Origin of the sequence: Rhodanobacter sp. B04, from assembly GCF_002001125.1 — a bacterium.
In the GTDB taxonomy this organism is placed as follows: Bacteria; Pseudomonadota; Gammaproteobacteria; order Xanthomonadales; family Rhodanobacteraceae; genus Rhodanobacter.
On the sequence record NZ_MUNV01000020.1, the window covers coordinates 1 to 26,462 of the forward strand.

Annotated in this window: 27 protein-coding genes; 18 read left to right on the forward strand and 9 right to left on the reverse strand. The window is 64.7% G+C overall.

Annotated elements, in window-relative coordinates:
* Positions 1–342: hypothetical protein (locus B0E46_RS17905; RefSeq protein ID WP_217316352.1), on the reverse strand; the 342-nt coding region annotated here is incomplete at its 3' end.
* 189 nt (positions 343–531) lie between these two features.
* On the opposite strand from B0E46_RS17905, the gene B0E46_RS14035 reads away from it, so the two are divergent.
* Entirely contained in the window at positions 532–951 is a 420-nt protein-coding gene (locus B0E46_RS14035) for an acyloxyacyl hydrolase (protein WP_254425171.1), read from the forward strand.
* Between the two features lie 91 nt (positions 952–1,042).
* On the opposite strand, the gene B0E46_RS14040 is transcribed toward B0E46_RS14035, so the two are convergent.
* Genes B0E46_RS14040 through B0E46_RS14060 form a run of 5 tightly spaced genes read right to left on the reverse strand, consistent with a single transcriptional unit; the run spans position 1,043 to position 6,107 of the window.
* Positions 1,043–2,563: a DHA2 family efflux MFS transporter permease subunit gene (locus B0E46_RS14040; RefSeq protein ID WP_077556408.1), complete on the reverse strand. Its 1,521-nt coding sequence runs from the start codon at positions 2,561–2,563 to the stop codon at positions 1,043–1,045.
* Positions 2,564–2,623: 60 nt separating this feature from the next.
* Positions 2,624–3,814, reverse strand: coding sequence for an efflux RND transporter periplasmic adaptor subunit (locus B0E46_RS14045; RefSeq protein WP_077556409.1), 1,191 nt, complete (start codon positions 3,812–3,814; stop codon positions 2,624–2,626).
* A 10-nt stretch (positions 3,815–3,824) separates the two neighbouring features.
* Positions 3,825–5,279 (reverse strand): efflux transporter outer membrane subunit, encoded by a 1,455-nt coding sequence (locus B0E46_RS14050; RefSeq protein WP_077556410.1) that lies wholly within the window; start codon positions 5,277–5,279, stop codon positions 3,825–3,827.
* A 22-nt stretch (positions 5,280–5,301) separates the two neighbouring features.
* A complete protein-coding gene (locus B0E46_RS14055) occupies positions 5,302–5,781 on the reverse strand; it encodes a MarR family transcriptional regulator (RefSeq protein WP_343124473.1) in 480 nt (159 codons plus the stop codon).
* Between the two features lie 53 nt (positions 5,782–5,834).
* Entirely contained in the window at positions 5,835–6,107 is a 273-nt protein-coding gene (locus tag B0E46_RS14060; RefSeq protein WP_077440781.1) for a hypothetical protein, read from the reverse strand.
* 227 nt (positions 6,108–6,334) lie between these two features.
* Here B0E46_RS14060 and B0E46_RS14065 point away from each other — a divergent pair, with 227 nt between their 5' ends.
* The 5 genes from B0E46_RS14065 (at position 6,335) to B0E46_RS14085 (ending at position 10,414) form a co-directional block, all read left to right on the forward strand.
* On the forward strand, positions 6,335–7,150 hold the full coding sequence (locus tag B0E46_RS14065; RefSeq protein WP_077556411.1) for a helix-turn-helix transcriptional regulator: 816 nt from the start codon (positions 6,335–6,337) through the stop codon (positions 7,148–7,150).
* Between the two features lie 132 nt (positions 7,151–7,282).
* Entirely contained in the window at positions 7,283–7,828 is a 546-nt protein-coding gene (locus tag B0E46_RS14070; RefSeq protein WP_077556412.1) for a DsrE family protein, read from the forward strand.
* Between the two features lie 26 nt (positions 7,829–7,854).
* Complete coding sequence (locus B0E46_RS14075) at positions 7,855–8,775, forward strand: substrate-binding domain-containing protein (RefSeq protein WP_077556413.1); 921 nt, start codon at positions 7,855–7,857, stop codon at positions 8,773–8,775.
* An 11-nt stretch (positions 8,776–8,786) separates the two neighbouring features.
* A complete protein-coding gene (locus tag B0E46_RS14080; RefSeq protein WP_254425172.1) occupies positions 8,787–9,464 on the forward strand; it encodes a c-type cytochrome in 678 nt (225 codons plus the stop codon).
* Positions 9,461–10,414, forward strand: a complete 954-nt coding sequence (locus tag B0E46_RS14085) for a c-type cytochrome (protein WP_077556415.1) — start codon at positions 9,461–9,463, stop codon at positions 10,412–10,414. The genes B0E46_RS14080 and B0E46_RS14085 overlap by 4 nt, the downstream gene beginning before the upstream one ends.
* A gap of 83 nt (positions 10,415–10,497) precedes the next feature.
* On the opposite strand, the gene B0E46_RS14090 is transcribed toward B0E46_RS14085, so the two are convergent.
* Complete coding sequence (locus B0E46_RS14090) at positions 10,498–10,923, reverse strand: TlpA disulfide reductase family protein (protein WP_254425173.1); 426 nt, start codon at positions 10,921–10,923, stop codon at positions 10,498–10,500.
* A gap of 175 nt (positions 10,924–11,098) precedes the next feature.
* Positions 11,099–12,133 (reverse strand): transporter, encoded by a 1,035-nt coding sequence (locus B0E46_RS14095; protein WP_217316353.1) that lies wholly within the window; start codon positions 12,131–12,133, stop codon positions 11,099–11,101.
* Between the two features lie 950 nt (positions 12,134–13,083).
* Here B0E46_RS14095 and B0E46_RS14105 point away from each other — a divergent pair.
* From B0E46_RS14105 to B0E46_RS14160, 12 genes are all read left to right on the forward strand, one after another.
* On the forward strand, positions 13,084–13,641 hold the full coding sequence (locus B0E46_RS14105) for a DUF2946 domain-containing protein (protein ID WP_139350559.1): 558 nt from the start codon (positions 13,084–13,086) through the stop codon (positions 13,639–13,641).
* 113 nt (positions 13,642–13,754) lie between these two features.
* The gene (locus B0E46_RS14110; RefSeq protein ID WP_077556417.1) at positions 13,755–16,031 is read left to right on the forward strand and encodes a TonB-dependent receptor; all 2,277 of its coding nucleotides are present in this window, start codon (positions 13,755–13,757) and stop codon (positions 16,029–16,031) included.
* A gap of 84 nt (positions 16,032–16,115) precedes the next feature.
* Complete coding sequence (locus B0E46_RS14115) at positions 16,116–17,501, forward strand: PepSY domain-containing protein (protein ID WP_077556418.1); 1,386 nt, start codon at positions 16,116–16,118, stop codon at positions 17,499–17,501.
* Between the two features lie 188 nt (positions 17,502–17,689).
* On the forward strand, positions 17,690–18,112 hold the full coding sequence (locus tag B0E46_RS14120) for a YeeE/YedE family protein (RefSeq protein ID WP_077556419.1): 423 nt from the start codon (positions 17,690–17,692) through the stop codon (positions 18,110–18,112).
* Between the two features lies 1 nt (position 18,113).
* On the forward strand, positions 18,114–18,530 hold the full coding sequence (locus tag B0E46_RS14125) for a DUF6691 family protein (RefSeq protein ID WP_077556420.1): 417 nt from the start codon (positions 18,114–18,116) through the stop codon (positions 18,528–18,530).
* A 24-nt stretch (positions 18,531–18,554) separates the two neighbouring features.
* On the forward strand, positions 18,555–19,421 hold the full coding sequence (locus B0E46_RS14130; RefSeq protein WP_077556421.1) for an MBL fold metallo-hydrolase: 867 nt from the start codon (positions 18,555–18,557) through the stop codon (positions 19,419–19,421).
* A gap of 49 nt (positions 19,422–19,470) precedes the next feature.
* Positions 19,471–19,893 carry a TIGR01244 family sulfur transferase gene (locus B0E46_RS14135; RefSeq protein WP_077556422.1) on the forward strand — a complete coding sequence of 141 codons (423 nt, stop codon included), beginning with the start codon at positions 19,471–19,473 and terminating at the stop codon, positions 19,891–19,893.
* Complete coding sequence (locus B0E46_RS14140) at positions 19,890–20,240, forward strand: metalloregulator ArsR/SmtB family transcription factor (RefSeq protein ID WP_254425174.1); 351 nt, start codon at positions 19,890–19,892, stop codon at positions 20,238–20,240. Before B0E46_RS14135 ends, B0E46_RS14140 begins: the two co-directional genes overlap by 4 nt.
* Positions 20,241–20,265: 25 nt before the next feature.
* The gene (locus B0E46_RS14145) at positions 20,266–21,045 is read left to right on the forward strand and encodes a sulfite exporter TauE/SafE family protein (protein ID WP_077556423.1); all 780 of its coding nucleotides are present in this window, start codon (positions 20,266–20,268) and stop codon (positions 21,043–21,045) included.
* 24 nt (positions 21,046–21,069) lie between these two features.
* On the forward strand, positions 21,070–21,927 hold the full coding sequence (locus B0E46_RS14150) for a hypothetical protein (protein WP_077556424.1): 858 nt from the start codon (positions 21,070–21,072) through the stop codon (positions 21,925–21,927).
* Between the two features lie 88 nt (positions 21,928–22,015).
* A complete protein-coding gene (locus tag B0E46_RS14155) occupies positions 22,016–23,296 on the forward strand; it encodes a M20 family metallopeptidase (RefSeq protein WP_077556425.1) in 1,281 nt (426 codons plus the stop codon).
* A 142-nt stretch (positions 23,297–23,438) separates the two neighbouring features.
* Complete coding sequence (locus B0E46_RS14160; protein ID WP_077556426.1) at positions 23,439–25,049, forward strand: peptidase S10; 1,611 nt, start codon at positions 23,439–23,441, stop codon at positions 25,047–25,049.
* Positions 25,050–25,326: 277 nt separating this feature from the next.
* Here B0E46_RS14160 and B0E46_RS14165 read toward each other — a convergent pair whose 3' ends face one another.
* Positions 25,327–26,376, reverse strand: coding sequence for a LacI family DNA-binding transcriptional regulator (locus B0E46_RS14165; RefSeq protein WP_077556437.1), 1,050 nt, complete (start codon positions 26,374–26,376; stop codon positions 25,327–25,329).
* Positions 26,377–26,462: the final 86 nt, after the last annotated feature.

The window sequence follows — 26,462 nt, forward strand, 5'->3', positions numbered from 1 at the left end:
AAACGGTGGGGGTTTTTTCTTGGCCGGCTCTACCGGCGCCGATCGACCGCTCGCTAGCAGCAACAGATCTCTGTCACGCAACTCATCCACGAAGGCCTTCCCACCCGGACAGGCCTTCGTCTTGGCGGTGTTTGAGAAACGGTGACCGTCACGAGCGCGGATGGCAGGCGCCAACGCGGCGACGCCAAGTGCTTTATCTCCCAAACCTCCATCAGAAACGATGGAGGTTTTTCTTTGAGGTCTTCTTGCAAGGTCGGGTTGAGGCCATGCACCCGATGGCTTACTGCACATGTCGCCGAATGATCCACGAGATGAAACACAACGTTCACTCCGCGTGCCCATGGGGTTCACCTGAGCACCACGCCATCTTAGTAAACTGTATGGTACATAAATACATCATGGCCCTGTTCCCGTAGGTTCTTCATGCATTTGCCTGCCAGGTCACTCCGTGTTGCTCTCGCATTTCCGCTGGTGCTGTTTGCCTTGCCCGCCGCAGCCGCGCACCTGGAAATCCAGGCTGGGCGCAGTTACATGGACAGCTCCGCAGTGAACACGCTTTTTGTGGAAAGTGTGCTCAATGAATACCGCATCGGTGGCAGCGGTTTGAGCTGGTCGCCGGATGTCTCGCTGGGCTGGCTGGATGGCCGCGACATCGCTAGCTTTGACCGTAATCGTTACTCGACGCGTGACCAGGTCTGGCTCGTGGCGGGCGGGGCCCGGTTTCGCTATGGCGACGCCGGTGACTGGTACCGATCGCTGTTCTTCAGTTTCCAGCCGGCCTTGCACACGGGCCGCACACAGGCGCTCAGCTCTCCGTACGAATTCGTCAGCACGCTGGGCTGGCAGGGACGACGCTTCAGCGTGCAGATACGGCACATTTCCAACGGCGATCTGCATAGCCCCAACCGTGGCGAAACCATGGCCTTGCTGGGTATGGGCTTCGATCTGTAACTGCAGGTTTTGAAGACGTGCCGGGCAGACACAAAACCGGCGGGTCATGCCCGCCGGTTTTGTGGTGTGCGAATGAGATCGCTGGCGTTGCTCAATGCCCGCCAGATGCGGCAGCAGCCTTCGCGGTGAACGGCGGCCGCGCCAGCCACACCACGAAGATGAGTGCCACGAACACCCAGCCCAGCATGTAGAACACTTCGTTGAACGAAATCTGGAAACCCTGCTGGGTGATCATCTGGTTCACCAAGCTGGCCGCGGTCTGCGGATCGCCAAGCTGGCCCATGGTCGCCTGGGTGGCCGGGTCGTAGACCGTGATGTGTTCGGTCAGCTGGGCGTGATGCACGATCGCGCGGTGCTCCCACATGAAAGTGGTCAGCGAGGCCGAGAAGCTGGCGCCGAGCGTGCGCAGGAAGGTGGCCAGACCACCGCCGGCGGCGATCTCGTTCGGCTTCAGGTCCGACAACAGGATGGTGGTCACCGGCATGAAGAACAGCGCGACGCCAAGACCCTGCAGCAACTGCACCAGGGCAACATGGGTGTAGTCGATGTCGAGGAAGAAGTCCGAGCGCATGAAGCAGGTGACGCCCATCACCACGAACGAGAACGACGCCACCATGCGCAGGTCGAAACGCGCTGCGTACTTGCCGACGAACACGGTCAACAGCACCGGCAGGATGCCGATCGGCGCCGCGGCGAAGCCGGCCCAGGTCGAGGTGTAACCGAGATTGCGCTGCAGCCATTGCGGCAGCAGCAGGCCGATCGCGAAGAACGCCGCATACGCCAGCACCAGCGCCAGCGTGCCGTAGCGGAAATTGCGATGGCGCAGCAGCTTCAGGTCGACGATCGGATCCTTGTCGGTGAGTTCCCAGATCAGGAACACCGCGATGCTGATCGCCGAGACGATGCTGGTGATGACGATGAAGGTGGAATTGAACCAGTCCTCGTCATTGCCCTTGTCCAGCACCACCTGCAGCGCGCCCACGCCGATGATCAGGGTGATCAGGCCGACATAGTCGATCTTCGGCCGCTGGGTGACGTCGTTGCGGCCCTTCATCTGGTTGCCGACCACCATGCTGGCGAAGATGCCGATCGGCACGTTGATGAAGAAGATCCACGGCCACGAATAGTTGTCGGTGATCCAGCCGCCAAGGATCGGGCCGGCGATCGGCGCCACCACCGTGACCATCGCCAGCAGGGCCAGCGCCATGCCACGTTTGGCTGGTGGATAGATCGAGATCAGCAGCGCCTGGGTGACCGGATACATCGGTCCGGCCACCGCACCCTGGATCGCGCGGAACACGATCAGCATGCCCATGCTCTGCGCGATGCCGCACAGGAACGAGGCGACCGAGAACAGCAGGGTCGACCAGATGAACATCTTCACTTCGCCGAAGCGACGGGTGAGGAAGCCGGTGAGCGGCAGCGAGATCGCCATGCTCACCGCGAACGAGGTGATCACCCAGGTGCTCTGGTTCACGCTGACGCCGAGGTTGCCGGCGATGGTCGGCAACGACACGTTGGCGATCGTGGTGTCCAGCACCTGCATGAAGGTCGCCAGCGACAGGCCGATCGTGGTGAGCGCCATGTTGGGTGGACGGAAGGATGTGCTCATGGATGTTCGCGTGGGTTGCGGGAGTTTGCCTGCGCCCGTAAGCCGGGCGCAGGCGACGTGTCACTTGCCGCCGCCGGCCATGTTGGCGTGGATGATCTGAGCGATCATTCCATCCGCCTGAGCCAGCTGCTTCTCGTAGACGTCGGTGCTGAAGGCCGGTGCGGTCGGTGGCTGCTGCGCCAGCATCGGGCCGTTCTGGTCGTGCAGGCTCACGTCCACGTCGGTGGACAGGCCGATGCGCAGCGGATGCTGGTCCAGCTGCTTCGGATCGGTGAACACGATGCGTACCGGTACACGCTGCACGATCTTGATCCAGTTGCCGGTGGCGTTCTGCGCGGGCAGCAGGGCGAACGCACTACCGGTGCCGACACCTAGGCTCTCGACCTTGCCCTTGTAAGTCACCGCACTGCCGTACACATCGCTACGGATGTCCACCGGCTGGCCGATGCGCATGTGGGTGAGCTGGGTTTCCTTGAAGTTCGCGTCGATCCACACCTGGTGCAGCGGCACCACCGCCATCAACGCCAGGCCCGGAGCGATGCGCTGGCCGAGCTGCACCGAACGCTTCGCCACGTAGCCGTCGACCGGCGCCACGATGGTGGTGCGCAGGTTGTCCAGGTAAGCCGCGCGCAGGTTCGCCGCGGCCGCCTGGACGTCCGGATGCGAGGCGACCACGGTGTCGTCGACCAGCACCTTGCTGGTCTGGTACTGCTGCTGCGCGGTGATCAGAGCGCTTTCGGCGGCGGTCAGCGCGTCCTGTGCATGCGCCAGTTCCTCGGCGGAGATCGCGCCGGACTTGGCCAGATCGCGCCGGCGGTTGTAGTCGGCACGCGCCTTGTCCACCGCCACCTGACGTGCGGCCACATCGGCCTGCGCGCCGCTGACGCTGCTGTACAGGCCACGCACCTTGCGCACCGTGTTGGCGAGATTCGCCCTGGCCGAGGCCAGCGCCACTTCGGTATTGCTGTCGTCGAGTTTCACCAGCACGTCGCCGGCATGCACGAGGTCGCCGTCATCGGCACCGATCGTGACCACGGTGCCGGACAGTTGCGGGGTCACCTGCACCACATTGCCGGAGACGTAGGCATCGTCGGTGCCTTCGTACCAGCGCCCGTCGAGGAAGTACCACAGCGTCCAGGCGATCAGGGCAAGCAGCACGACCACGCCGAGCAGGCGCAGCAGGAATCCGCGGCGGTTCTTTTCCGGCGGCTGGGCGACCGGGGCGGTCGCGGTAGGGGTCTGGCTGGACATGAGGGGTGCCTCAGGAATGCGAAGAGGAAGGGGAAGAAGGAGTCATGTCGCCGGCTTGCGGCATATAGCCGCCGCCGAGCGCCTGAATGAGCTGGATCGAGATGTCGATGTGCTGCGCCTGCAGCGCCGCCAAGCCCTGTTCGGCGACCAGCAGCTGCTGGCGCACGCTGAGTGCTTCCAGATAGCTGCCGACACCGGCCTGGTAACGCTGCTGGGCGAGATCCCAGGCCTGCCGGGCGGCATCCAGTGCGCGCTGCTGCGCGGCGAGCTGCTGGTCCAGCGACTGCTGTGCGGTGATGTCGTCGGAGACCTGGTTCAGTGCACCGACAAGAGTCTGGTTGTACTGCGCCACGGCGATGTCGTACTGCGCATCCTTGCCGGAAAGATTGGCGCGCAGGCGGCCACCGTCGAAGATCGGCAGGCTCAGCGTGGGGCCGAATTCGTAGAAGCGGGACGAGGCCTGGAACAGGTTGCCGCCGCCGATATTGAGCAGGCCGGCCATCGCACCGAGGTTCACGTTCGGCAGAAACTCGGTCTTGGCGACCTTGATGTCCTTGCCGGCCGCCTCGACACGCCAGCGTGCGGCGACCAGGTCGGCACGATGGCCGATCAGTTCAACCGGCAGGTCGGTTGGCACGGTCAGCACGGCCGATGCCAGCGTCTGCGGACGACCGATGTCCAGGCCGCGATCCGGGCCCTTGCCGAGCAGCACCGACAGCGCCGAACGGGCGGCATCAATTGCGCGGTTCGCCACGGCCTGTTCGCGCTCGGCGCTGGCCACTTCCGCATCGTCCTGCTTCAACTGCAGCTGGCTGTCGATGCCGGCGGCCACGCGCTGGCGGGTCAGCTGACGCGCCTTGCCGGCGCGCTCCAGTTCGGCCTTCGCCAGATCCTGCTGGGTGTATGCATAGCCGAGTTGCACATAGGCGCGTGCCACGTTGCCGGACAGTTCGATGCGCGCCGCACGTGCCTCGATATCGGCGGCGCGTGCCTGGCCCAGTGCGGCCTGCCACGCGGCACGCTTGCCGCCCCACAGGTCGAGGCCCCAGTTGAAGCTGGCATAGCCGTACTTGGCGGCGGCGAAATGCGACTCTGGGCTGAGCAGGCCATCGGGCAGGCGCGCGCCGGCAACACTGGCGCCGCCGTTGACGGTCGGGCCACGCGCAGCGTCGGCGACGCCGACTTCCGCCTGCGCCTGACGTGCACGCGCATCGGCGATCGCCAGGCCGGGGTTGTCCTTGAGTGCTTCGCCGATCAGGTCAGAGAGCTGCGGATCACCGAGCCCGCTCCACCAGTCCTGTGTCGGCCATGCGGCGGGTGAAAGGGTGATTCCGGCTAGGCTGCGCTCGGCCTTGAGCGTGGATGGATCGATCGGGGTGCCGTCGGGATGCAGACCGCCGCTGCTGGCGCAGCCGGCCAGGGCAAGAGTCAGTGCGGTCGCAGCCGCAAATAAGTGCAGACGCATGGGTGGTGTCCAGGTAAACGAATCAGTTCTTGTCGCGCAGTGCCTGCAGCACGCGTTCCAGGTAGTTGTGCAGCTGCTCGCTTTCGAGCTGGCTCAGCGAGCGCTGCGACGCGGTCATCACGCGCTCGCTGCATACGGAGGCGGTGTTCTGCCATACGGCCACGCCGGCGTCGGTCAGCTCGATGCGAAGAGCCCGGCGATCCTGTTCATGCGGGGAGCGGCGCAGGTAACCCTTGCGCTCCAGCTGGTCGAGCTGGCGGGTCATTGCGCCACCATCGAGTTCTACGGCGCGGGCCAATTCGGTAGCCGAGACCGCACCCAGCTGCTGCGCCTTCTTCAGGATCAGATACTGGGTAAAGCTCAGGTCCACGCCCTGGCTGGACAGTTCCGCCTCGATCGCACGCACCATTTCGGAGCGCACCATGGTCAGCAGCATGCCGAGGCTGGCCGTATGTGGATCAGGCGTGCCGGAGAGTTCGTGGGAGGGCGTGTTTGGCTTCATGCCGCGGCATTCTATTGCCGAAAGTATATTTGTCAAGGCAAATATATGTCAGTTTATGTTTGTTTCAGCAAAATTTCGCGTCGGCCAGGCAATTCGGCCAGCTCGTCGGCCAGCCACGCACGCAGGGCCGGGTCGCGGATCTCGAAAAGCTCGAACACGCCCAGTGCCCGCAGGGCGGGCAACTGGGCCAGCAGCCGTGGCTCCATGGCGCGGCGCACGGCCTCGGGCGTCACGGGATCAAGCATCTGGTGAGCACAGGCGATGAAGGCTTCCACCGGCGATGCGGCGGCCCGGGATTTGACGGAAATCAGTTCAATGGGCGACATGGCATCCTCGACGTGGGATGTCGCGACACGGCGACATCCCTGATCAGGACGGGCGAATCCCGCCCGATGTGACACTGTTCGGTGCAGGCATTTGTCCGCATGGATGAAACCGCGAGCGGCGGCAGCGGCATCTGTCCCGGCCGGTAGGCGGTCGGGAAGGTCACAGCTTAGGCAGACTCGCTGCAATCTGATAACGTTATTTGGTCAATTTATATCGAGAATCGGCCATGCCACCTTCCAAGGAGCAGGTCCACGAACTGATCGAGCAGGTCGGCGGCCCTGCACTGATCGCCTACCGGATCGAGCGTGAAGCCGCCAGCGAATACGGCGAGGACACCCAGACCTACGACTGGCATCGTCACCTGCGCGGGCAATTCTTCTGCGTCGAGAGCGGGCTGGTCCACGTGCACACCGAACACGGTTCGTGGATGCTGCCGCCGCATCGTGCCGGGTGGATGCCGCCGGGCGAGCTGCATACGGTCAGCATCAGCGGAGTGATGAGCGGCTGGGGCGTGTTCATCACGCCGGACATCGACCATGGCCTGCCTGCGCGTCCCTGCGTGATCGGCATCACCGAGCTGCTGCGGGCGCTGGTACATCGCGCCAGCTCGTGGACCTGGCACGAGCGGCTCGACGCGGAGCAGGAACGGGTGATGTCGGTGCTGCTGGATGAAATGCGCCGCGCACCACACGAACCCTTGCACCTGCCGATGCCGTTCGACCGCCGGCTGTTGCGTATCGCCCAAGCCGTGCTCGAACAGCCGCATGACAACCGCAGCCTGGAGGACTGGGCCACCTGCGCCGGGCTGTCCGCGCGCAGCCTCAGCCGGCTGTTCCGTGTCGAGACCGCGCTGAGCTTCGCGCAATGGCGCCAGCAGGCACGCCTCAGCCGCGGCCTGGAACAACTGGCGGAAGGTACACCGGTGGCGGTTGTCGCCGACGCGCTGGGCTACGTCAGCGTCAGTGCCTTCGTGGCGATGTTCCGGCGCAATTTCGGCCAGCCGCCGGCACGCTATTTCGCGCGCAAGCCGGCGCCAGCCTGATCGCGGCAGCGTTAAGGAACATAAGCGGCGCTTATCGCCACGATCACTAAAACCGCATTGGCTTATCGGATGGGCCGGACTTAGCATGCGCCAACGCCATTCCCGCGTTGTCGAGAAACCTGCGAGGTCGTCATGCTCCGTCCCTTCGTCACGATGCTGCTTGCCCTCACCCTGCTGCCCGCCGCGGCATTCGCCGGCGACAATTTCTGGCAGACGCCCACCATCAATGGCGCCGGCAAGATCCACGGGTTGCCGCAGGCGGCGTACCAGCCTGATCGCAACGCCACCTACAAGGTGGTGTTCAGCCTGAGCAAGGCCGGCGACAAGCCTGACGAGGTGAGTCCATCACTTGATCACGTGGCACGCGCGGTGAATCTGTATGTCAGCGCCGGCGTGCCGCTCGACCATCTGAAATTCGTGGCGATCGCCTCCGGCGGTGCCACGCCCATCGTGCTGAACGATGCGCAGTACAAGAAAGCGTATGGCGTGGCCAATCCGAACCTGCCGTTGATCGAACAGCTGCGCAAGGCCGGTGTCGATATCGCGGTGTGCGGCCAGGCCGTCGCGGAACACAAGTTCCAGTACGACTGGGTGGATTCGCACGTCACGCTGGCGTTGTCCGCGCTGACCACGATCACCGTGCTCGAGCAGCAGGGTTACGCCCTGATGCCGCTGTGATCCACGCGTTGCCAGGGAAACATGTGATGCGCCATTTCGTCATGGGCCTGTTGCTGGCGGCCAGCTTCGTCGCCAACGCGGCCGACAGGACCGACTACCTGCCACCGTGGAATCCGCCACCGGCGGGCCTGCAGTTCAGCGTGCCGCCGGTGGATGCGATCGCCGACCTGCACGGCGATATCGTCGATCCGCAACTGGTGTTGTTCTTCGCCGGCAACCAGTTCATGGTGGTGCATGACTTGCTGGAAGCGTTCAAGCAGGCACATCCCCAGTACCAGCGGATCTATGCCGAAACCTTGCCGCCGGGCATTCTCGCCAAACAGATCCAGAGCGGCACGCTGGTGATGGGCAACCTGCGCATTACGCTGAAGCCAGACATCTATACGGCCGGCAAGGATGCGATCGCCGACAACCAGCAGAAGCACGGCTGGTTCGCCGACAGCTACGACTACGCGCGCAATCCGCTGGCGATCCTGGTGGCGAGGGGCAATCCGAAACACATCACCGGGCTGACTGATCTTGGCCGTAGCGATGTGCGCGTGAGCATGCCGAACCCGGCGTGGGAGGGCATCGCGAAGCAGATCGAAGCGAGCTATCGCAGGGCCGGTGGCGATGCGCTCGACCGCACCATCATGGATACCAAGGCGAAGGACGGCAGCACCTTCCTCACCCGCATCCACCACCGCCAGTCGCCGCTGCGCGTGCTGCAGGGCGAGTCGGACGCGGCGCCGGTGTGGTCGACCGAGGCGTATTTCCAGCAGCAGATCATGCATTTCCCGGTCGAGACGGTGACGATTCCGGCGAGCCAGAATGTCACGGCCACCTATACCGCCGCACGCATGAAGGATGCGCCGCACGAGCAGGCCGCAAAGGATTTCCTGGCCTTCATGCAGAGCCCCGCGGCGCAGGCGGTGTATCGCAAGTACGGCTTCCTGCCGGCGCATTGAGGATGGGCAGAATGCAGCACGTCGGCTCACGAATGTGGTTGCTTGGTTTCGGTCTGGCCGCCGCGACGGCGCTGCCGGTCGGTGCGGCGCATGCCGTCGACGCGGCGGCGATCACGACGCAAGGCAACGGCAAGGGTGCGGCACCGTGCATGGCCTGTCACGGTGTCGACGGAGGCGGTCAGGCCAGCACCGGCAACCCGCGGCTGGCCGGACTCGACGCGGCCTATCTGCAAAAGCAGCTGGATGACTTTGCCGGCGGCGCACGTACGAGCCCGGTCATGCAGGCCACCGCCATGGCGCTCAGTGAAGACGAGCGCGCGGCACTGGCGGCGTACTACAGCAAGCTGCCGATTCCGCCCGCGCTAATGGAGCCGGCCACGCCGATGCCCGCGACGGATAGCGTCGGTGCCGTACTCGCCACGCGTGGTCGTTGGGACAAGCAGGTACCCGCATGCGTGCAATGCCACGGCCCCTCCGGTATCGGTGTGGGTGCGCATTTCCCGCCGTTGGCCGGGCAGCCGGCCGCGTATATCGATGCGCAGCTCAAGGCATGGCAGCAGGGCACGCGACACAACGATCCGCTGCAGCTGATGCAGCATCTGTCGAATGCGCTCAGTGCGCAGGACATCAATGCCGTGGCCGGCTGGTTTGCCGCGCAACCGCTCGATGCGAAAGGGGCCACGCCATGAAACCCCTGCTCGCCTTGCTGGCGGCGACCGTCGCGATAGGCGCGTTGAATGCCTGCTCGCAGAAAACACCGACAACGGCAGCCGCCAGTGCAGCGCCCGCTGCTTCAAGCACGGTGACAAACAGCGTCGTCACCAAGCCGTCATCGCCGGCATTCACGCCGCCATCGGAAACAGACATTCCCGGCGGCCCGCTGGGCGATGTGATCCGCCAGGGTCGCGACATCTTCACCGACACGCCGGCGCATGCCAGTGCGTATGCCGGCAACACGCTCAGCTGCAGCAACTGCCATCTGGATGCCGGCCGGCTGGCCAATTCGGCGCCGTTGTGGGGCGCCTACGGCATGTATCCGCAATACCGCAAGAAGAATGGCCACGTGAACACGTTCGGCGAACGCTTGCAGGGCTGTTTCCGCTTCAGCATGAACGGCAAGGCACCGCCGCTGGACAGTGCCGAGATGGTGGCGCTGGAAACCTACGCGTGGTGGATGGCAAAGGGCGCGCCGGTCGGCGTCAAGTTGCAGGGCGCCGGTTATCCGAAGCAGGGTTTCAAACCGCCGCAACCCGCGGATTACGCGCGCGGTGAAAAGGTCTACGCGGCGAACTGCGCGCTGTGCCACGGTGCCGACGGGCAGGGCCAGCAGGTGGCCGGGCGCAACGTGTTCCCGCCGCTGTGGGGGCCGCAATCGTTCAACTGGGGCGCCGGCATGCACGAGCTGGACAACGCCGCCGCCTTCATCAAGGCGAACATGCCGCTGAGTCGCGGCGGCAGCCTGAGCGACCAGGACGCGTGGGACGTGGCGATGTTCATGGATGCGCACGAGCGTCCGCAGGATCCGCGCTATACCGGCAACCTGGCCGAGACACGCGCGAAATATCACGACACGCCGCAGTCGCTGTACGACACCGAAGTGAACGGCCACCTGCTCGGTTCGCAGCCCGCGCAAAAATAAGCGGAACGTGGCGCGCCGCCGCGTCGAGTCCGGATCGCCGCGGTGCTCCGGCGGATTCGAACCACCGAATCCATGGCCACGCGTCAGTGCGCGCGATCCAGCAAAGGCGTGACGATTTGTTCCAGTTGCTGGCTGGTCCATGCCGGCTCACGGTCTTTCCATCCGTTGTCGACCAGTCGGCCGTCGCGGTCGATCGTGAAGCTGACCGGCAGGTGCCAGATGCGTCCGTAGCCGGGCACATGCGGATCGCCCAGCAACCCCACGGGGAAGCTCAGGCTGCGTGCAACAGCGCGTACCTGTTCGATGTCATCCGGACTGTCGAGGCTGAAGCCGAGTACGGCCAGGCCATCGCCAGCGTGCGCTTGCGCATATCGCGAAAGCACGGGCAGCTCGTCCCGGCATGGCACGCACCAGGTGGCCCAGAACGTCACGATGACCACCTTGCCGCGCAGGTCTTGCAGGCTGATCTGCTTGCCGTCGAGCGTATGCAGCGTGATGGGTGGCGCCATTCGGCCCACTTCCAGCTCGTTGGCGGACGCAACTTGCGCGATGACGCTCAGCGCAAGACACGCCATCGCTTTGCAGAGGTTGAGCGTGACGCGATGAAGGATAGGCATGCTCGGATGATCTCGCGGAGCGCTGCCGGACCATGCCGGCAACACTCATTCCATGGGACGTTCGTGCTCAGAGTTTCATGCTGATGCCGACGGTGCCCGTCCATCCCGGAAACAGCTGATAGCCCTGCAGGTGGCTATACACCGGGACCTGCACGAAGGCATACATCTGCACGTTCTTGGTCAGGCTGCCGCTGATGCCCGGACTCAGGTAGGCCACGGTGCCTTCGGTGTCGGGTGCGTCGGCCAGGAAGCCCTGGTCGGCCATCTTGTGGAACCAATTGATCTGCACCTGCGGCACCCAGTTCGCGTGCGCCTCGTAGCGCAGGCCAAAACTGATCGAGGCAAGGTTGCCGGGGCGATAATCCGCGCCAGGCTGATCGAGGCTCTCCTTGACGGCGGCCTGGAACTGCCCGTTGACGAAGGCATCGAAGTTCTGGCTCACCGGCTGGAAGTAATACGCGCCGATGATGAGATCGGTACTGCCGGTGCCCGCCTGCAGGCTGGTATCCAGCGACTGTCCCAAGCCAGGACCGTTCCGGAACGTCACCGGATGACCGACCAGGTTGCCATCCTCGGCCTGGCCGCCGTCATTGCCGGTCGGCAGCTTCACGCCGAACTGCACGCCGAAATTGTGGGTTGGCAGAAAGCCCTGGTAGCTGGCCAGGATCTTGGCATCGCCGATGCCGGCGACATGGGCGCTGCTGACCTGGTCCGGTGCGCTCTCGGCAAGCGTATAGGGCTGCAGCTGCGTGCCGTAGGTCTCGTGATCGCGCAATACGTACGGCACCACGAAGGTCACGCCCCAATCCGCATTGAAACGATAGGTCGCGGCGAAATTGATATAGCGGTTGATGGTGCCCTTTTCGATTTCACCGCCGCCGAGCGATGGATCGGAAGGCTGGTTGACCACTTGAGCTGGCGTCGCCTTGCTGCTTCCGTGACGAAGCTGATCCTGGTCGATGAAGGTGTAATCCACATTGAGGCGCCAACCGGAGGCGGTGGAGTAACCGGTGGCGGCATCGGTGCTCAAGGTGCAGCCGCAGGTCGCGCAGGCTTGCGCCACTTGCGGAAGCAGCCCGAGTGCGAGCAGACCCGCCGACATCATCCCTGTGTTGCGCAGCCCCGACCTGGTGGAGAAATGGAGCGTGGTTCGTACAGCCGGTGCACGACGCCTGCCCAGAGGCATGGACGTGCGAAGAAGATTCACGATACGCATGAATGGAGTTCCCGATGAATTGAGCGAGACCAGCGTGTGGCTCGCAAAGGCTGGGGATTGCCGGGGGCACCAACCGGACAGCCACGAAACACGGCGCGATGCAGCGCAGTGGGGCGTCGGGAAAGTCAGCGGCAAAGGTCGAATGGCACGCGCTTGCCGCCATCGTGGCGGCCCGCATGCGCCCATGAATCAGCCGATGCGCGGTGGCCCGCGTGGATCCGCACTCAACCGTGGGGTCGCATCCATGCGGCGCACCCGGAGGGGTGTCGACTCGGCCACGCCAGGCGCTGCGGGCAACAGGTGGAGCACCTGGCTCGAGGCGAGTATCGATTGATGGCCAAGCAGGACGCAGTAGCCGCATCGATCGGTCGGGTCGGCGGGCGCCGGATGCTTCTCTCCGGCCATCCGCTGCGGACACGTGTCACCCATGCCTGGCATGGATGCCGTCATCGGCATGACGCGGGAAATCACCGGCATCACGACAATAAGCGCCATGGCCAGCAGAGCCAGCCATGAAACTATCTGTCGGGAAGCCTTACGTCGGAACACGCGTATTACCGGATCGAGGGTGCACGCTCAATGGATCAATTTAACATGACCTGGAGTGTGGTCCGGATGTCGTTGATGCCGCACCCTGGCGCAAGAACTTGAATTTCTTCAAGCCATTCCAGACTGTGCGACGCAGGGTGGAACGGGGCGAATGCCACCAAGTCAGCAGAACCTGGGGCGAGCTTGATCCATAGCGCGTGTCCGGATTTTTTCACGCACACGGTATGGCGTTGTATCGATCAGATCACCGCGATATGAGGGCGTAGCTCAGATATTGGGATGGATCGGTGACGCGCGATCATTGCCTTTTTGCGCCCGTCGGCATGTCGCCCAACAAGCCCGTATCGAACAACCGCGGGCAGCATCCTATCCAGGCTGTGACGTTTCGCCACGGCCCGTTTTTTTTTGCGAACCGCGCGGGGCATGGCATCATGTCTGGATCAGGGTCAAAGGTTGGCCCCGCCGGGGTCCTCTTGATTCGTCAGCGCGTTCAACGTGGATTTGTCACTTGGCTGGCGGGCTTCGCGCTGGCGTTGATCCTCTTTGCGCCTTCGATTTCCCGGACCCTGGCCCATGCAGCACCGGGACAGATGCCTGGCATGGACTGCCCAGGGTCGGGCGTCCACGCGCATCATCCCGACGCGCCTGGACACCCGGACACACCGAATGCGGACGAGGCATGCGGTTACTGCACCTTGATGTGCCACAGCCCGGTTCTGACATCGGGCATCGTCCTCACCGTGCCGGCACTTCCTGCCGCCTCCTGGTCGGCTCCTGGTTCACGGCAGGATTCACCGCAGCCTGCGCTGCTTGAACGGCGCTCGCGCGGGCCACCGGCCGTCTGATCCACCAACGAACGTCGGAACGTCACATCACCTGTCCCTGCCGATCCATGCGGGGAGAGTTGCTGTTGCGTGCCGCACCACCTGCCTCCCTACGTTCACCGGATTTGACGACCATGTCCTGCTCCTCTTCCCGCCGCGCGCCGGTCGCGCTGGCGTTGACCCTGCTTGCCTCGTCCATCACGCACGCCCAAGACGCTCCATCATCGACGGCCCAGAAACCCACCACGCTCGCGGGCGTCGAAGTATCGGCGCCGTCGAGTTCAAGAACAAAGCCGGATTTCCCGGCCACGCAGGCGTCCATTCCCGCGGAAAAAATCCAGGCGACCGTCAACGCGGTGGACGTGGAGGATGCCGCGAAATATCTGCCCAGCATTTTCATCCGCAAGCGCAACTACGGGGACACCCAGCCCGTGCTGGCGACCCGGAACTGGGGCGTCAATTCGAGTGCGCGCACCCTCGTCTACGTCGATGACATTCCCATCTCGGCGTTGATCGCCAACAACAACACGATGGGGGCACCGCGCTGGGGCATGGCCTCGCCTGAAACCATCGACCACATCGACATGCTCTACGGCCCGTTTTCGGCGGCGTATTCGGGCAACTCGATGGGTGGCGTGATGCGCATCGTGACCAAGCTGCCGGATAAGCCCCAGGTCACGATCAAGCAGACGGAGGCCGTGCAGGACTTCGATCTCTACGGCACGCACGATCGCTTCTCCACCAGCCAGACCAGCGTCACCGCCGGTGCACAAAGTGGCCCGTGGGGCTGGTTCGTTTCCGCCAATGCGCTGAACAGTTTCAGTCAGCCGTTGTCCTACATCACCGGCGCGGGCTTCCCCAACAACACCAGCGGCGCCATTCCTGCCCGCAATAAAACAGGCCAGGTGGCCAATGTGCTGGGCGCCGGAGGCCTGCTCCACACCCGGATGCTGGGTCTGAACGGCAAGCTCAGTTACGACATCACCCCCTGGCTGCAAGCCAGCTACATGGCGGGGTTCTGGAGCAACCACGGGCAATCGAATGCCGACACGTTCCTGACCGATGGCGCCGGCAATCCGACCTACGGCAAGACCGCAGGCTTCGCCAGCAGCATCTATGGACTGAGCGCGCATCACCTGATGCAGGCTGCCTCACTGAAAACCGATACCAAAGGTGATTTCGACGGCGAACTGGTGATCACGCATTACGCCTTCCTCAAGGACAGTCAGTGGAATCCGGCCGGCGTCACCACCGGCACCGACGTCACCACGAATGGTCGGCTGGCCAGCTATGCGGGCACCAACTGGTCCACCGTCGATCTGCGCGGGGTGTGGCGGCCGCAGGGGTATGGCGGTGCCCAGGAAGTCTCCGCGGGCGCGCATGCCGACCGCTATGAACTGGCCAACACGACGACCAATCTGACGAATTGGCAGGTTCCCCCCAGCACCACCACGCTCTATTCCGCCGGCAGCGGCAAGACCGCCACCGATGCGGTGTGGGTGCAGGATGCCTGGCGCCTGGATCCCGCGTGGCTGCTCACCGTCGGCGGACGCTATGAATGGTGGAAGGCCAGCGACGGTTTCAATTTCAGCGGCCAGGCCGCAGTCCATCAGCCGTCTGAAACGAGCAACGCCTTTTCGCCCAAGGCCAGCCTGCAATGGAGCGTGGCACCCGACTGGCTGATCACCGGCTCGCTGGCCAAGAGCGTGCGCTTTCCGACCGTCGGCGAGCTTTACCAATTGGTCTCCACCGGATCGACGTACACGTCGCCCAACCCGAACTTGAAACCGGAGCGCTCGCGCGATGGCGAACTCGCGTTCGAGCATTCAACCGGCCAAGGCTCGGTGCGCCTGTCGCTGTTCCAGGAGAACACCCGCGATGCGCTGATCCAACAAACCGCCTTCTTGTCCCAATACCCCGTGCCGGTCAACTACGTCGTCAATGTCGGCGAGGTGCGCAACCGTGGCGTCGAACTCGCCGCGCAGCAGGACAACGTGCTGGTGCGTGGCCTGGAGCTGTCCGGCAGCATTACCTTCGTGGATTCCACCATCTTGTCCGACGACACGTTCGCCAGCACGACCGGCACGACGGCCAAGGGCCAACACGCGCCATATGTGCCGCGCTTGCGGGCCACCGCGGTGGCGACGTATCGCCCGAACGAAGCGTGGTCCTTCACCCTGGCGGGGCGATACAGCGGGCGGCAATATTCCACGTTGGACAACACGGACAACACGCCGCACGTGTTCGGCGCGTTCGACAAGTTCACCGTCTTCGATGCGCGAGTGCAGTATCAGATCGATGAACACCTGAGCCTGGCGGTGGGCGTGGACAACCTCACCAACGAAAAATATTTCCTCTATCACCCGTTCCAGCAGCGTACCTACGTGGCTGACCTGAAACTCACCCTTTGAGGCGAACTGCGTGAAGCGAGGAATGCCCATGAATGACCGGCCTGACTGCCCGACCCCGACCGTCGCCGCGATGGGGGTGCGCGCATGAAACACGCACATCCTTCGGCGCACGGGCTGGAACCGCGAAACAGCTCAGCAGGTGCATATCGGCTGCTGTGGCGGTGGCACTTTTACGCGGGCGTGTTCTGCCTGCCGTTCGTGCTATGGCTGGCCTGCACGGGGTTGATCTACCTGTTCAAGCCGCAGATCGAACCGTTGCTCGAACGACGCTACGCCCAGGTTGCCGAAGCGCCACGACAGTTGGCTTCAGCCCAGGTGGCCGCGGCCCTGGCGGCCGTGCCGGGCACCGTGCTCAATGCCTATCGGGTTCCGCAGGCGCCGACGGCCGCAGCACAGGTGCTGCTTGGGCGTGGCAGCGAGATCGTACGCGTGTATGTGGATCCGTCCTCGCTTCGGGTCCTGCATGTCGTGCGTGACAATGACCGTTTCATGCGTGTGATTTTCTACCTGCATGGCGAACTCATGCTGGGCAGCGCGGGCTCGATGGTGGTCGAGCTGGCGGCCTCATGGACCATTCTTTTGCTGCTTACCGGCCTCTATCTGTGGTGGCCGCGTGGACGCCGCATCGGAGGGGTGTTGTACCCACGGCTGCGGCAGGGTGGCCGGGTTTTCTGGCGTGATCTGCATGCAGTCACCGCGGTATGGGTGTCGATGCTGGCGCTGTTCCTGCTGTTCTCCGGCTTGCCCTGGGCCAAGTCGTGGGGCGGGCTCCTGCGCGATGCGCGTCAACATTGGGCGCACGCCCATAGGGTGCAGGACTGGACCATCGGCAGCGCGGATGAACGCACCGCCATCGCCGCCGCCAACACGCCTCCCGATGAACATGCCAACCATCACGGCATGGCGGCGACATCCCCAGGCGCCATCGACGACACCGCCCTGGACCGGGTGTTGCCCGCAGTGGAGGCCGAGCACCTGGCTGCCCCGGTACTCATCGCGCCGCCATCACTCAAACATGCCGGTTGGACAGCCCGTTCGGATGCCGACGACCGCTCTCGACGCGCCGACCTGATCCTGGATCCTGTCGGCGGAAAGGTGATACGGCGGATCGACTTTGCCGAGCGTCCCTGGCTTGATCGCATGCTCGGTTACGGTGTAGCCATCCATGAGGGCGTGCTGTTTCCACCGTTGAACCAGATCCTTAGTGCCTTGACGGCTTTGGGTCTGATCACGGCGTGCATCAGCGCCGCCGTCCTGTGGTGGCGACGCCGGCCTTCGGGCACGCTCGGCGCGCCGACCTCTCATGAATACGCTCGATACCCCACGGGATTCATCGCGCTGCTTGTGTTGCTCGGCTTGTTCCTGCCGCTGCTTGGTCTCTCGATGCTGGTCGTGCTGGTGCTGGAACGGCTGGCGCTGCGGCGGCTGCCCGCCATCCGCCGTTTTCTTGGACTGAGTGCGCTGCCGTGAGTGAGGGCAACGTCGCCGCATCATCTGCAAATCGTCTTGCCGTGGGTATCGCCTAGAGACTGCGCAGTCGAATCGTTCGGACCAACTAGCGTTGTTTGACTGCTTGCGATGATGTCGTGCAAGAGACTCTTGCATGGTGGTACTGTTGCAGAATATATTCATACCTTCGAATATATGAAGCAACGTCCATGCACCCTTATGTGTACGCAACACTCGGCGGTGCGCTGATCGGCGGCGCGGCCGTGCTGCTGATGGCCGGGCTTGGCCGGATTGCCGGCATCAGCGGCATCGCCGGCGGCCTCATCCAGCACCATCCCGGTGATCGCGCCTGGCGGCTGGCATTCATGCTTGGCCTGTTGCTCGCTCCGTTGCTGCTTCTGCTGGTACGCGGCGACAGCGGCATCGGCTTGCCGCAGGTGGGGTTGCCGTGGATGGCGCTGGCCGGCGTGCTGGTTGGGTTCGGTACCGGCATGGGCAGCGGTTGCACCAGCGGTCACGGTGTTTGCGGCATCGCCCGCTTGTCGCCGCGTTCGCTGCTGGCCACGGCGGTCTTCATGGCTTGCGGCATGGCCACGGTCTATGTGTCGCGCCATGGGCTCGGAGGCCTCTGACATGAAAGTTATCGTCGCGCTCCTGTCCGGACTGTTGTTCGGGGTCGGCCTCAGCCTCGGCGGCATGACCCAGCCGGCGGTGGTGCTGGGATTCCTCGACATCTTCGGCCAGTGGGATCCGCGCCTGCTCTTTGTCATGGCCGGCGCGGTACCGATCACCGCGCTCGGCTACCGCGTGTTGCGGCGACGCCCGCGCCCGCTGCTGGAAGATCGTTTCCGCTGGCCCACGAGCCGCCGCCTCGATGTGCGGCTGGTCGGTGGCGCCGCATTGTTCGGTATCGGCTGGGGCATGGCCGGTTACTGTCCCGGCCCCGCACTGGCGGCGTTGAGCGGCGGTGCGCCCGCGCTGCTGGTGCTGGTCGCCAGCATGTTCGCGGGCTGGTGGCTGGCCGCCCGTTTGCCGGCCACCAAGGCCTGACCGCGGAAGCGCGAGGAATACACCATGCAACGTCCCGCAGTGAAAGCGTTCTTCGACGAGTCCAGCCACACCTTCAGCTATGTGGTGTGGGATCCGGCCACGATGAAGGCGGCGGTGCTCGACAGCGTGCTCGATTACGATGCGGCGGCAGGGCGTATCCGCCATGCGTCGGCCGATGCCCTAATCGCCTTCGTGCAATCCGAAAGACTCGTCGTGGAGTGGGTGATCGATACGCACGTACACGCCGACCATCTGTCGGCGGCGCCGTATGTGCAAGCCAGGCTGGGCGGCAGGCTGGGCATCGGCGAGCACATCCGCACGGTGCAGGACACCTTCGGCAAGCTGTTCAATGCGGGTGACGAATTCCGGCGCGACGGCAGCCAGTTCGACCACCTGTTCAGCGACGGCGAACGCTACATGGTCGGCAGCATCGAGGCGACGGCCATCCACACGCCGGGCCATACGCCAGCGTGCATGACCCATCTGGTCGGCGACGCGGCCTTCGTCGGCGACACGCTGTTCATGCCCGACTACGGCACCGCCCGCTGCGACTTCCCCGGCGGCGATGCCGGCTGCTTGTACCGCTCGATCCAGAGAATCTTTGCGTTGCCCGATGACACCCGGATCTTCGTGTGCCACGACTACAAACCTGCCGGGCGCGATGTGTTCGCCCATGAAACCAGCGTGGCGGCGGAACGCCAGAACAATATCCATGTGCGTGGCGGCGTGGACGAAGCCGAGTTCGTGGCGATGCGCACGCAACGTGATGCCACCTTGTCGATGCCGCAGCTGATCCTGCCCGCGGTGCAGGTGAACATGCGCGCCGGCCAGTTGCCACCGGCCGAGGACAACGGCGTGCGTTATCTGAAGATTCCGCTGGACGCAATCTGAAAGACGCGATCCGAGCCAGCCGCGCGCTTCATCACCGAGGAGAACCCGTGTGCAGATCCATCCGCTAGCCGACCAGCTCAGCGTCGCCGCGCAGATCGATGTCGCCGACATCGCGACACTGGCCGCGCAGGGTTTTCGCAGCGTCATCAACAATCGGCCTGATGGCGAAGCGGCGGGCCAGCCTGCCAGCGCATGGCTGGAAGCGGCAGCGCGAAAGGCCGGGCTGGTCTATCGGCATATCCCGGTGGTGTCCGGCCAGTTGTCCGATGCGCAAGTACAGGATTTCGCCGCTGCGCTCGACGCGTTGCCCCGACCGACGTTGGCGTTCTGCCGCACCGGAACGCGCTCGGCCATGCTGTGGGCGCTGCAGGCCCATGGCCCGGCCGATGCCATTCTGCAGATCGCCCATGCGGCCGGCTATGACCTCGCGGCGCTTCGCCCGCGGCTGTCCACCGATGGCCGCGGGCGATGAGCGCGACCGGCAAGCGCAACGCACAAGCGGGCAAGCTCACCCGAAACCTGTCCGCCGGACAGATGCATCAACACGCCGACGAGGCGGTCGCCGTGCTCAAGGCGATGGCCAGTCACAACCGCCTGCTGCTGCTGTGCCAGCTGGTGCAGGGCGAGCGCTCGGTCGGCGCGCTGGCGCAGTCGCTGGAGCTGGCGCAAAGCGTGGTGTCGCAGCATCTGTCGCTGCTGCGACGCGACGGCGTAGTCAGCGCTCGACGCGAGGCGCAGACGATCTACTACCGGATCAGCGACGAGCGTGTGCAGGCCTTGATGACCACCTTGTTCGAGCAGTTCTGCAGCAACGACTGAACCGCGCCTCCATCCGGGAACATCCATGAATGATCTGGTTACCTTGGCCGACCTGCTGGCGATCCTCTGCGGCTTGCTGGTCGGTTTCTCGCTGGCGCTGATCGGTGGCGGCGGTTCGATCCTGGCCACGCCGCTGCTGCTGTACGTGGTCGGCGTGCGCGATCCGCACCTGGCGATCGGCACCAGCGCGGTGGCCGTGGCGGCGAATGCGTTCGCGAACCTGATCCCGCACGCGCGTGCCGGCCACGTGCGCTGGAAGGCGGCCTTCATGTTCGCCGCGACCGGGGTGACCGGTGCTTTCGTCGGTTCGAGCTTCGGCAAGCTGGTCGATGGGCAGCGCCTGCTGGTGCTGTTTGCCGTGCTGATGCTGGTGGTCGCGGCCTTGATGCTGCGCGGCCGACGCGGTGGCGGTGCGGATCGCTATCCACGACCGCACCTGTTTCCGCGGCTGGGAGCGGTGGGTTTCGCCGCGGGCGGCCTGTCCGGCTTCTTCGGCATCGGCGGCGGCTTCCTGATCGTGCCGGGACTGATATTCGCCAGCGGCATGGCGATCATCGAGGCGATCGGCACGTCGCTGTTTTCGGTGGGCGCGTTCGCCACCACCACGGCACTCAACTACGCTGCCTCGGGCCTGGTCGACTGGCGTGCGGCAGCCGGCTTCATCGCTGGCGGCATCCTTGGCGGCTGGCTCGGGGCGCTGGGCGCACATCGGCTGGCGAAAACGCGCGGCACGCTGCACGTGGTCTTCGCGCTGGCGATCATTGCCGTCGCCGTGTTCATGTTGGTCAAGAATCTGCGCGGGTGACCGACGCATGACGGGAGTGTCGGGGTGATCTACGTATTGCTGAGTGTCATCTGCAGCGTGCTGGTGTCGGTGCTGCTGAAGCTGGCGCGGCGTTTCGAAGTCGATGTGGGCCAGGCGATCGCCTGGAACTACGTCGTGGCCAGTGCGCTCACCGCGCTGCTGCTGCAACCTTCGCTGGCGAGCATGCGCGAGCCGGGTGCGCCATGGTTCGCCCTGGCCGGGCTGGGCGTGTTGCTGCCGACGATCTTTCTGGTGCTGGGCGCCTCGGTGCGGCATGCCGGCATCGTGCGCAGCGATGCGGCGCAGCGGCTGTCGTTGCTGCTGTCGCTGCTGGCGGCGTTCCTGTGGTTTGGTGAGACGCTGACGCTGGCCAAGGGGCTGGGTGTCGCGCTGGGACTGCTCGCCCTGGGCGCGATGGTCTGGCGCCACGAACGCGGCACGCAGCGCGATGCGGCGGCCGGATGGCTTTATCCGCTGCTGGTGTTTGCCGGCTTCGGCACGATCGACGTCCTGCTCAAGCGGGTTGCCGCGGCCGGCGTGCCGCTGGGAACCTCGCTGCAGGTGATGTTTGCACTATCGCTGCTGGTGGCATTCGCCCTGCAGCTCGGGCGCGTGGCGCTGGGGCGCGCCCGTTTCACGCTGCGCAGCCTGTTTGGCGGCGTGCTGCTTGGCCTGTGCAACTTCGCCAACATCCTGTTCTACCTGCGCGGTCATCGGGCATTGCCGCAGCATCCGGCGCTGGTGTTCGCCAGCATGAATCTCGGCGTGGTGGCGCTGGGCGCGCTGGTCGGCTTGCTGTTGTTCCGCGAACGCCTGAGCCGGCTGAATCTTGGCGGCGTGCTGCTTGCGTTGGCGGCCATCGTGCTGATTGCGGGCGGCTGAGCGGCGGCCCGGTACTTGCCGGTGGCGGTCGCACCGGCGCATGCTGGACGCCGTTGTGCTTCGCGCGTACCGCGCACCGAGATGCCGCATGTCCTCGATCACCACGATCCTGGCCAGCCAGCAGGCGACGTCGGCCTGGCAGGAGGATTTCTACAAGCACCTGCATGCCCATCCCGAGCTGAGTTTCCAGGAGGCGGAAACCGCACGCCTGGTGGCGGAAAAGCTGCAGGCCTTCGGCTACGAGGTGCATGGCGGCATCGGCAAGACCGGCGTGGTGGGCATCCTGCGCAATGGTGCCGGTGCAACCCTGCTCGCCCGCGCCGACATGGATGCGCTGCCAGTGACCGAGGCGACCGGCCTGCCATACGCCTCGACGGTGCAGGCCACCGACGCCGGCGGCAATACGGTCGGTGTCAGTCATGCCTGCGGCCATGACGTGCACGTCACCTGCCTGTTGGGCGCGGCCGAACTGCTGGCTGGGCATCGCGACGCCTGGAGCGGTACCTATATCGTGTTGTTCCAGCCGGCCGAGGAAGTCGCCGGCGGTGCCAAGGCGATGGTCGACGATGGGCTCGCCCGACTGATTCCCAAGCCCGATGTCGCCTTGGCGCAGCATGTGCTGGCGTTCCCGGCGGGCCGGCTCGGCACCCGGATCGGTGCGGTGCTGTCGGCCGGCGACAGCATCCACATCACGCTTCACGGCAAGGGTGCGCATGGCTCGATGCCGCAAAGCAGCGTCGATCCCGTGGTGCTGGCGGCGTTGATCGTGGTGCGCCTGCAGACCATCGTCTCGCGCGAGACGCAGCCGGGCGAATTCGGCGTGCTGACCATCGGCAGCAACCGCGCCGGCAGCAAGAGCAACATCATCGCCGACCGCGCCGACCTGCTGCTCAATCTGCGCACCTATGACCGCAACGTGCGCAGCAGGATCATTGCCGCGATCGAGCGCATGGTGAACGCCGAGTGCGTGGCGTCGGGTTCGCCGCAACCGCCGGAGTTCGCCTACTACGACCAGTACCCGCTGACCGAGAACGATGCCGAAGTCACCGCCGTGGTCACCGCCGCGTTCCAGCAACATTTTGGCGTGGACTGGGTGTTCGACCTGGGCCGGCTGACTGCCAGCGAGGACTTCAGCCACCTGCCCGATGCGTTGGGCACGCCATACACCTTCTGGGGTCTGGGTGGCACCGATCCCGAGCTGTATGCGCAGGCGGCCAAGGCCGGCCGCATCGCCGAAGACATCCCGGTCAACCACTCCAAGTATTACGCGCCGGTGCTCGAGCCCACCCTCGACCATGGCACCCAGGCGATGGTGGTGGCCGCGATGGCGTGGCTGGGTCACGAGGCGTTGAAGCCGGTTTCGCGCTGACTGAGGCACGCGCGATCCGCAAAAACATGCGCCAGACGTGGTGCCGTCGACAATGACTTCCGGCATCTGAAACCACCTGCGCTGCGACCTAGACTGGTGGCATCCCGATGCATCCGCATCGCTGGTTCAAGGAAATCTCCCGATGCGCAAACTCCCCCTCGCGGCAGCCCTGGCTGCCTTGCTGCTCAGCGCGGTCGCCATCGCCGGCCCGGACGACAAGAAGGACGACAAGGCCAAGCCTGAAACGAAGCCGGATGCCGCCCTGCTGCAGCCGCAATCGTCGAGCAGCGAGGGCTCGGTGTCGGTGGAAGGACATCGCATCGACTACAAGGCCGTGGCCGGCACGCTGGTACTGCACGGCAGCGGCGACAAAGAGAACGAGCCGCAGGTCAGCATGTTCTACGTCGCCTATTTCAAGAAGGGTGCGGAAGCCACCAAGCGGCCGGTCACCTTCATCTACAACGGCGGCCCCGGCTCGGCCACGGTGTGGCTGCACATGGGTGCGTTCGGGCCGAAGCGGGTGGTGACCGCCGACGACACGCATACGCCGGCCGCGCCGTATGGCCTGGTCAACAACGACTACAGCCTGCTGGATGCTTCCGACGTGGTGTTCATCGACGCACCGGGCGCCGGCTTCAGCCGGCTGATCGCGGACGATGCCGACAAGTCCAAGCGCGACGAGCAGATGAAGGACCGGCGCAAGGCGATCTACGGCGTCGACGGCGACGGTCACGCGTTCGCCCAGTTCATCACCCAGTTCCTGTCGAAGTACGGTCGCTGGAATTCGCCGAAATACCTGTTTGGAGAAAGCTACGGCACCACCCGCTCGGCGGTGCTGGCGAACATCCTGGAGAACGAGAACAGCGTCGATCTCAACGGCGTGATCCTGCTCTCGCAGATCCTCAATTTCGACACCAGCATCGACGGCCCCGAATTCAATCCGGGCATCGACCTGCCGTACGAACTGGCCTTGCCGACGTTCGCCGCCACTGCGTTCTACCACCACAAGCTGCCGCAGCAGCCGGCGGCGCTGGAGCCGTTCCTCGATGAGGTGAAGCAGTACGCGCTGGGTGATTACACGCAGGCGCTGATGGCCGGCTCGCGGCTCAGCGATACGCAGAAGCAGGCGGTGGCGGAGAAGCTGCACCAGTACACCGGCCTGTCGGTGGCCTATCTGCTGAAGGCGAACCTGCGGGTCAGCGGCGGCATGTTCGAACACGAGCTGCAGACCGGCGAGGACACCACCACCGGCCGGCTGGACAGCCGCTTTGCGGGGCCGTCGATCGATCCGCTGAGCAAGGAGTCCGACTACGACCCGCAGTCCTCGGCGATCGGCTCGGCCTATATCGCCGCGTTCAACGACTACGTGCGGCGCGACCTGAAGTTCGGCGACGGCCAGCAGTACCGCGAGTTTGCCGACATCGATCACTGGGATTTCGCGCACAAGGCGCCGGGCGTGCAGGGCGAGGCACTGCAGTCCTCGACCAACGTGATGCCGGACCTGGCCACCGCGATGAAGACCAACCCCAACCTCAAGGTGTACTTGAACGGCGGCTATTACGATCTGGCCACGCCGTTCTTCGCCGCCGACTACGAGATGCACCACCTGCCGATCCCGGCCAGCCTCGAGAGCAACATCAGCTACTCGTGGTATCCGTCCGGCCACATGGTGTATGCGCACGAGGCGTCCTTGAAACAGTTGCACGACAACGTGGCCCGCTTCATCGAGCAGACCGACAACGTCAAGCGTTGAAGGTATCCGGAGTGGCGATAACTCGCTTCGGCGGCTCCTCGGGACTTGCACGGGGGCCCACGCGTTTGTCCTCATCCCGGCGCAGGCTGGAGGTGCGTCACGACAGCGAAGCCGGTCATCGCTCTGAAATGGCGAAATGGGTTGAGGATGACCTGAATAAGTCTTTGCCCGTCATTCCAGCCTTCGCTGGGATGACGGCATGAAGAGTCTCGGATTCCCCATGGCGACAGGACTGGTCGCTACATGAGTGCCTGACGTGTGGCGCGCCGCCATTCGCTCAGCGTTTGGCCGGCGGATTGTGCCGCGGTGCGGTCGATCCGCGCACTACCAGTTCCGGGCTGAAGCCTTCATTGGCATGGCTGATCGGCTCGCCGTTGGCTTCGCGCTGCAGGTCGTCGATCAATCGCTGCGCGGCGTGGCGGGCGATCTCCTCGGTGGCCTGCCGCGCGGTGGTCAGCGCGGGCCACGACTGCTTGGAGAACGGGCTGTCCTCGAAACCGGCGATCGACAGGTCATACGGCACGTTGATGCCGTCGGAATGTGCCGCCGCCAGCACGCCGGCAGCGATCTCGTCATTCGAGCCGAAGATCGCGCTGGGCCGATCCTTCAGCGCCAGCAGCTTGCGCGCGCCGCGGAAACCGTCGTCGAAGGTGTAGTCGCCGGGCACGATCAGCTTGCGATCGAGCGCGATGCCATAATCCTTCAATGCATCCTCGTAACCCTGATAGCGCTCGGGACTGGAGCGGTGCTCGCGACCGCCCCATAGAAAACCGATGCGCTGATGACCGAGCTGGATCAGGTGCTCGGTGATCGCATAGGCCGCATCGCGATCGTCGACGTAGACGCAGGGGTAACCGTCCTGCGGGTCCCGGCGCGCCGAGATGATACGCATGAACGGGATCTTCGCTTCGCTGAGCGTGCGGATCAGTTCCACCTGCTCCGACATCGGCGGCGCCAGCACCAGGCCGGCCAGGCGCGAGCGGCGCACCAGTTCGCACAACTCGTCGGCAAGCTTCGGCGAGGACGAATCGCAGGGGTGAATCTGCAGGCCGAAGCCGCTGCTGCGGCATACCGAAAGCACGCCATGCTGCAGGTTGATGACGTAATGCGCGTTCGGGTTGTCGTAGACCAGGCCGATCGCGTAGGCGCGCGTGCTGCGCAGGCTGCGTGCGGAAGGATCGGGTTGGTAGCCGAGCGCGTCGATTTCGCGCTGCACTTTCGCGCGGGTGCGTGCATGCACCGAAGGCTCATTGTTGATGACCCGCGAAACCGTCTTCAGCGAGACGCCGGCCCGTTCTGCGACATCCTTGATGGTGGCACTGCGCACCCGCGAAACCTCTTGTATCGGAAATATGGGCGCGCACAGCGCCTCGCACATCCTAGCGTATGGTCATGACCGTAGCGAATGCATGC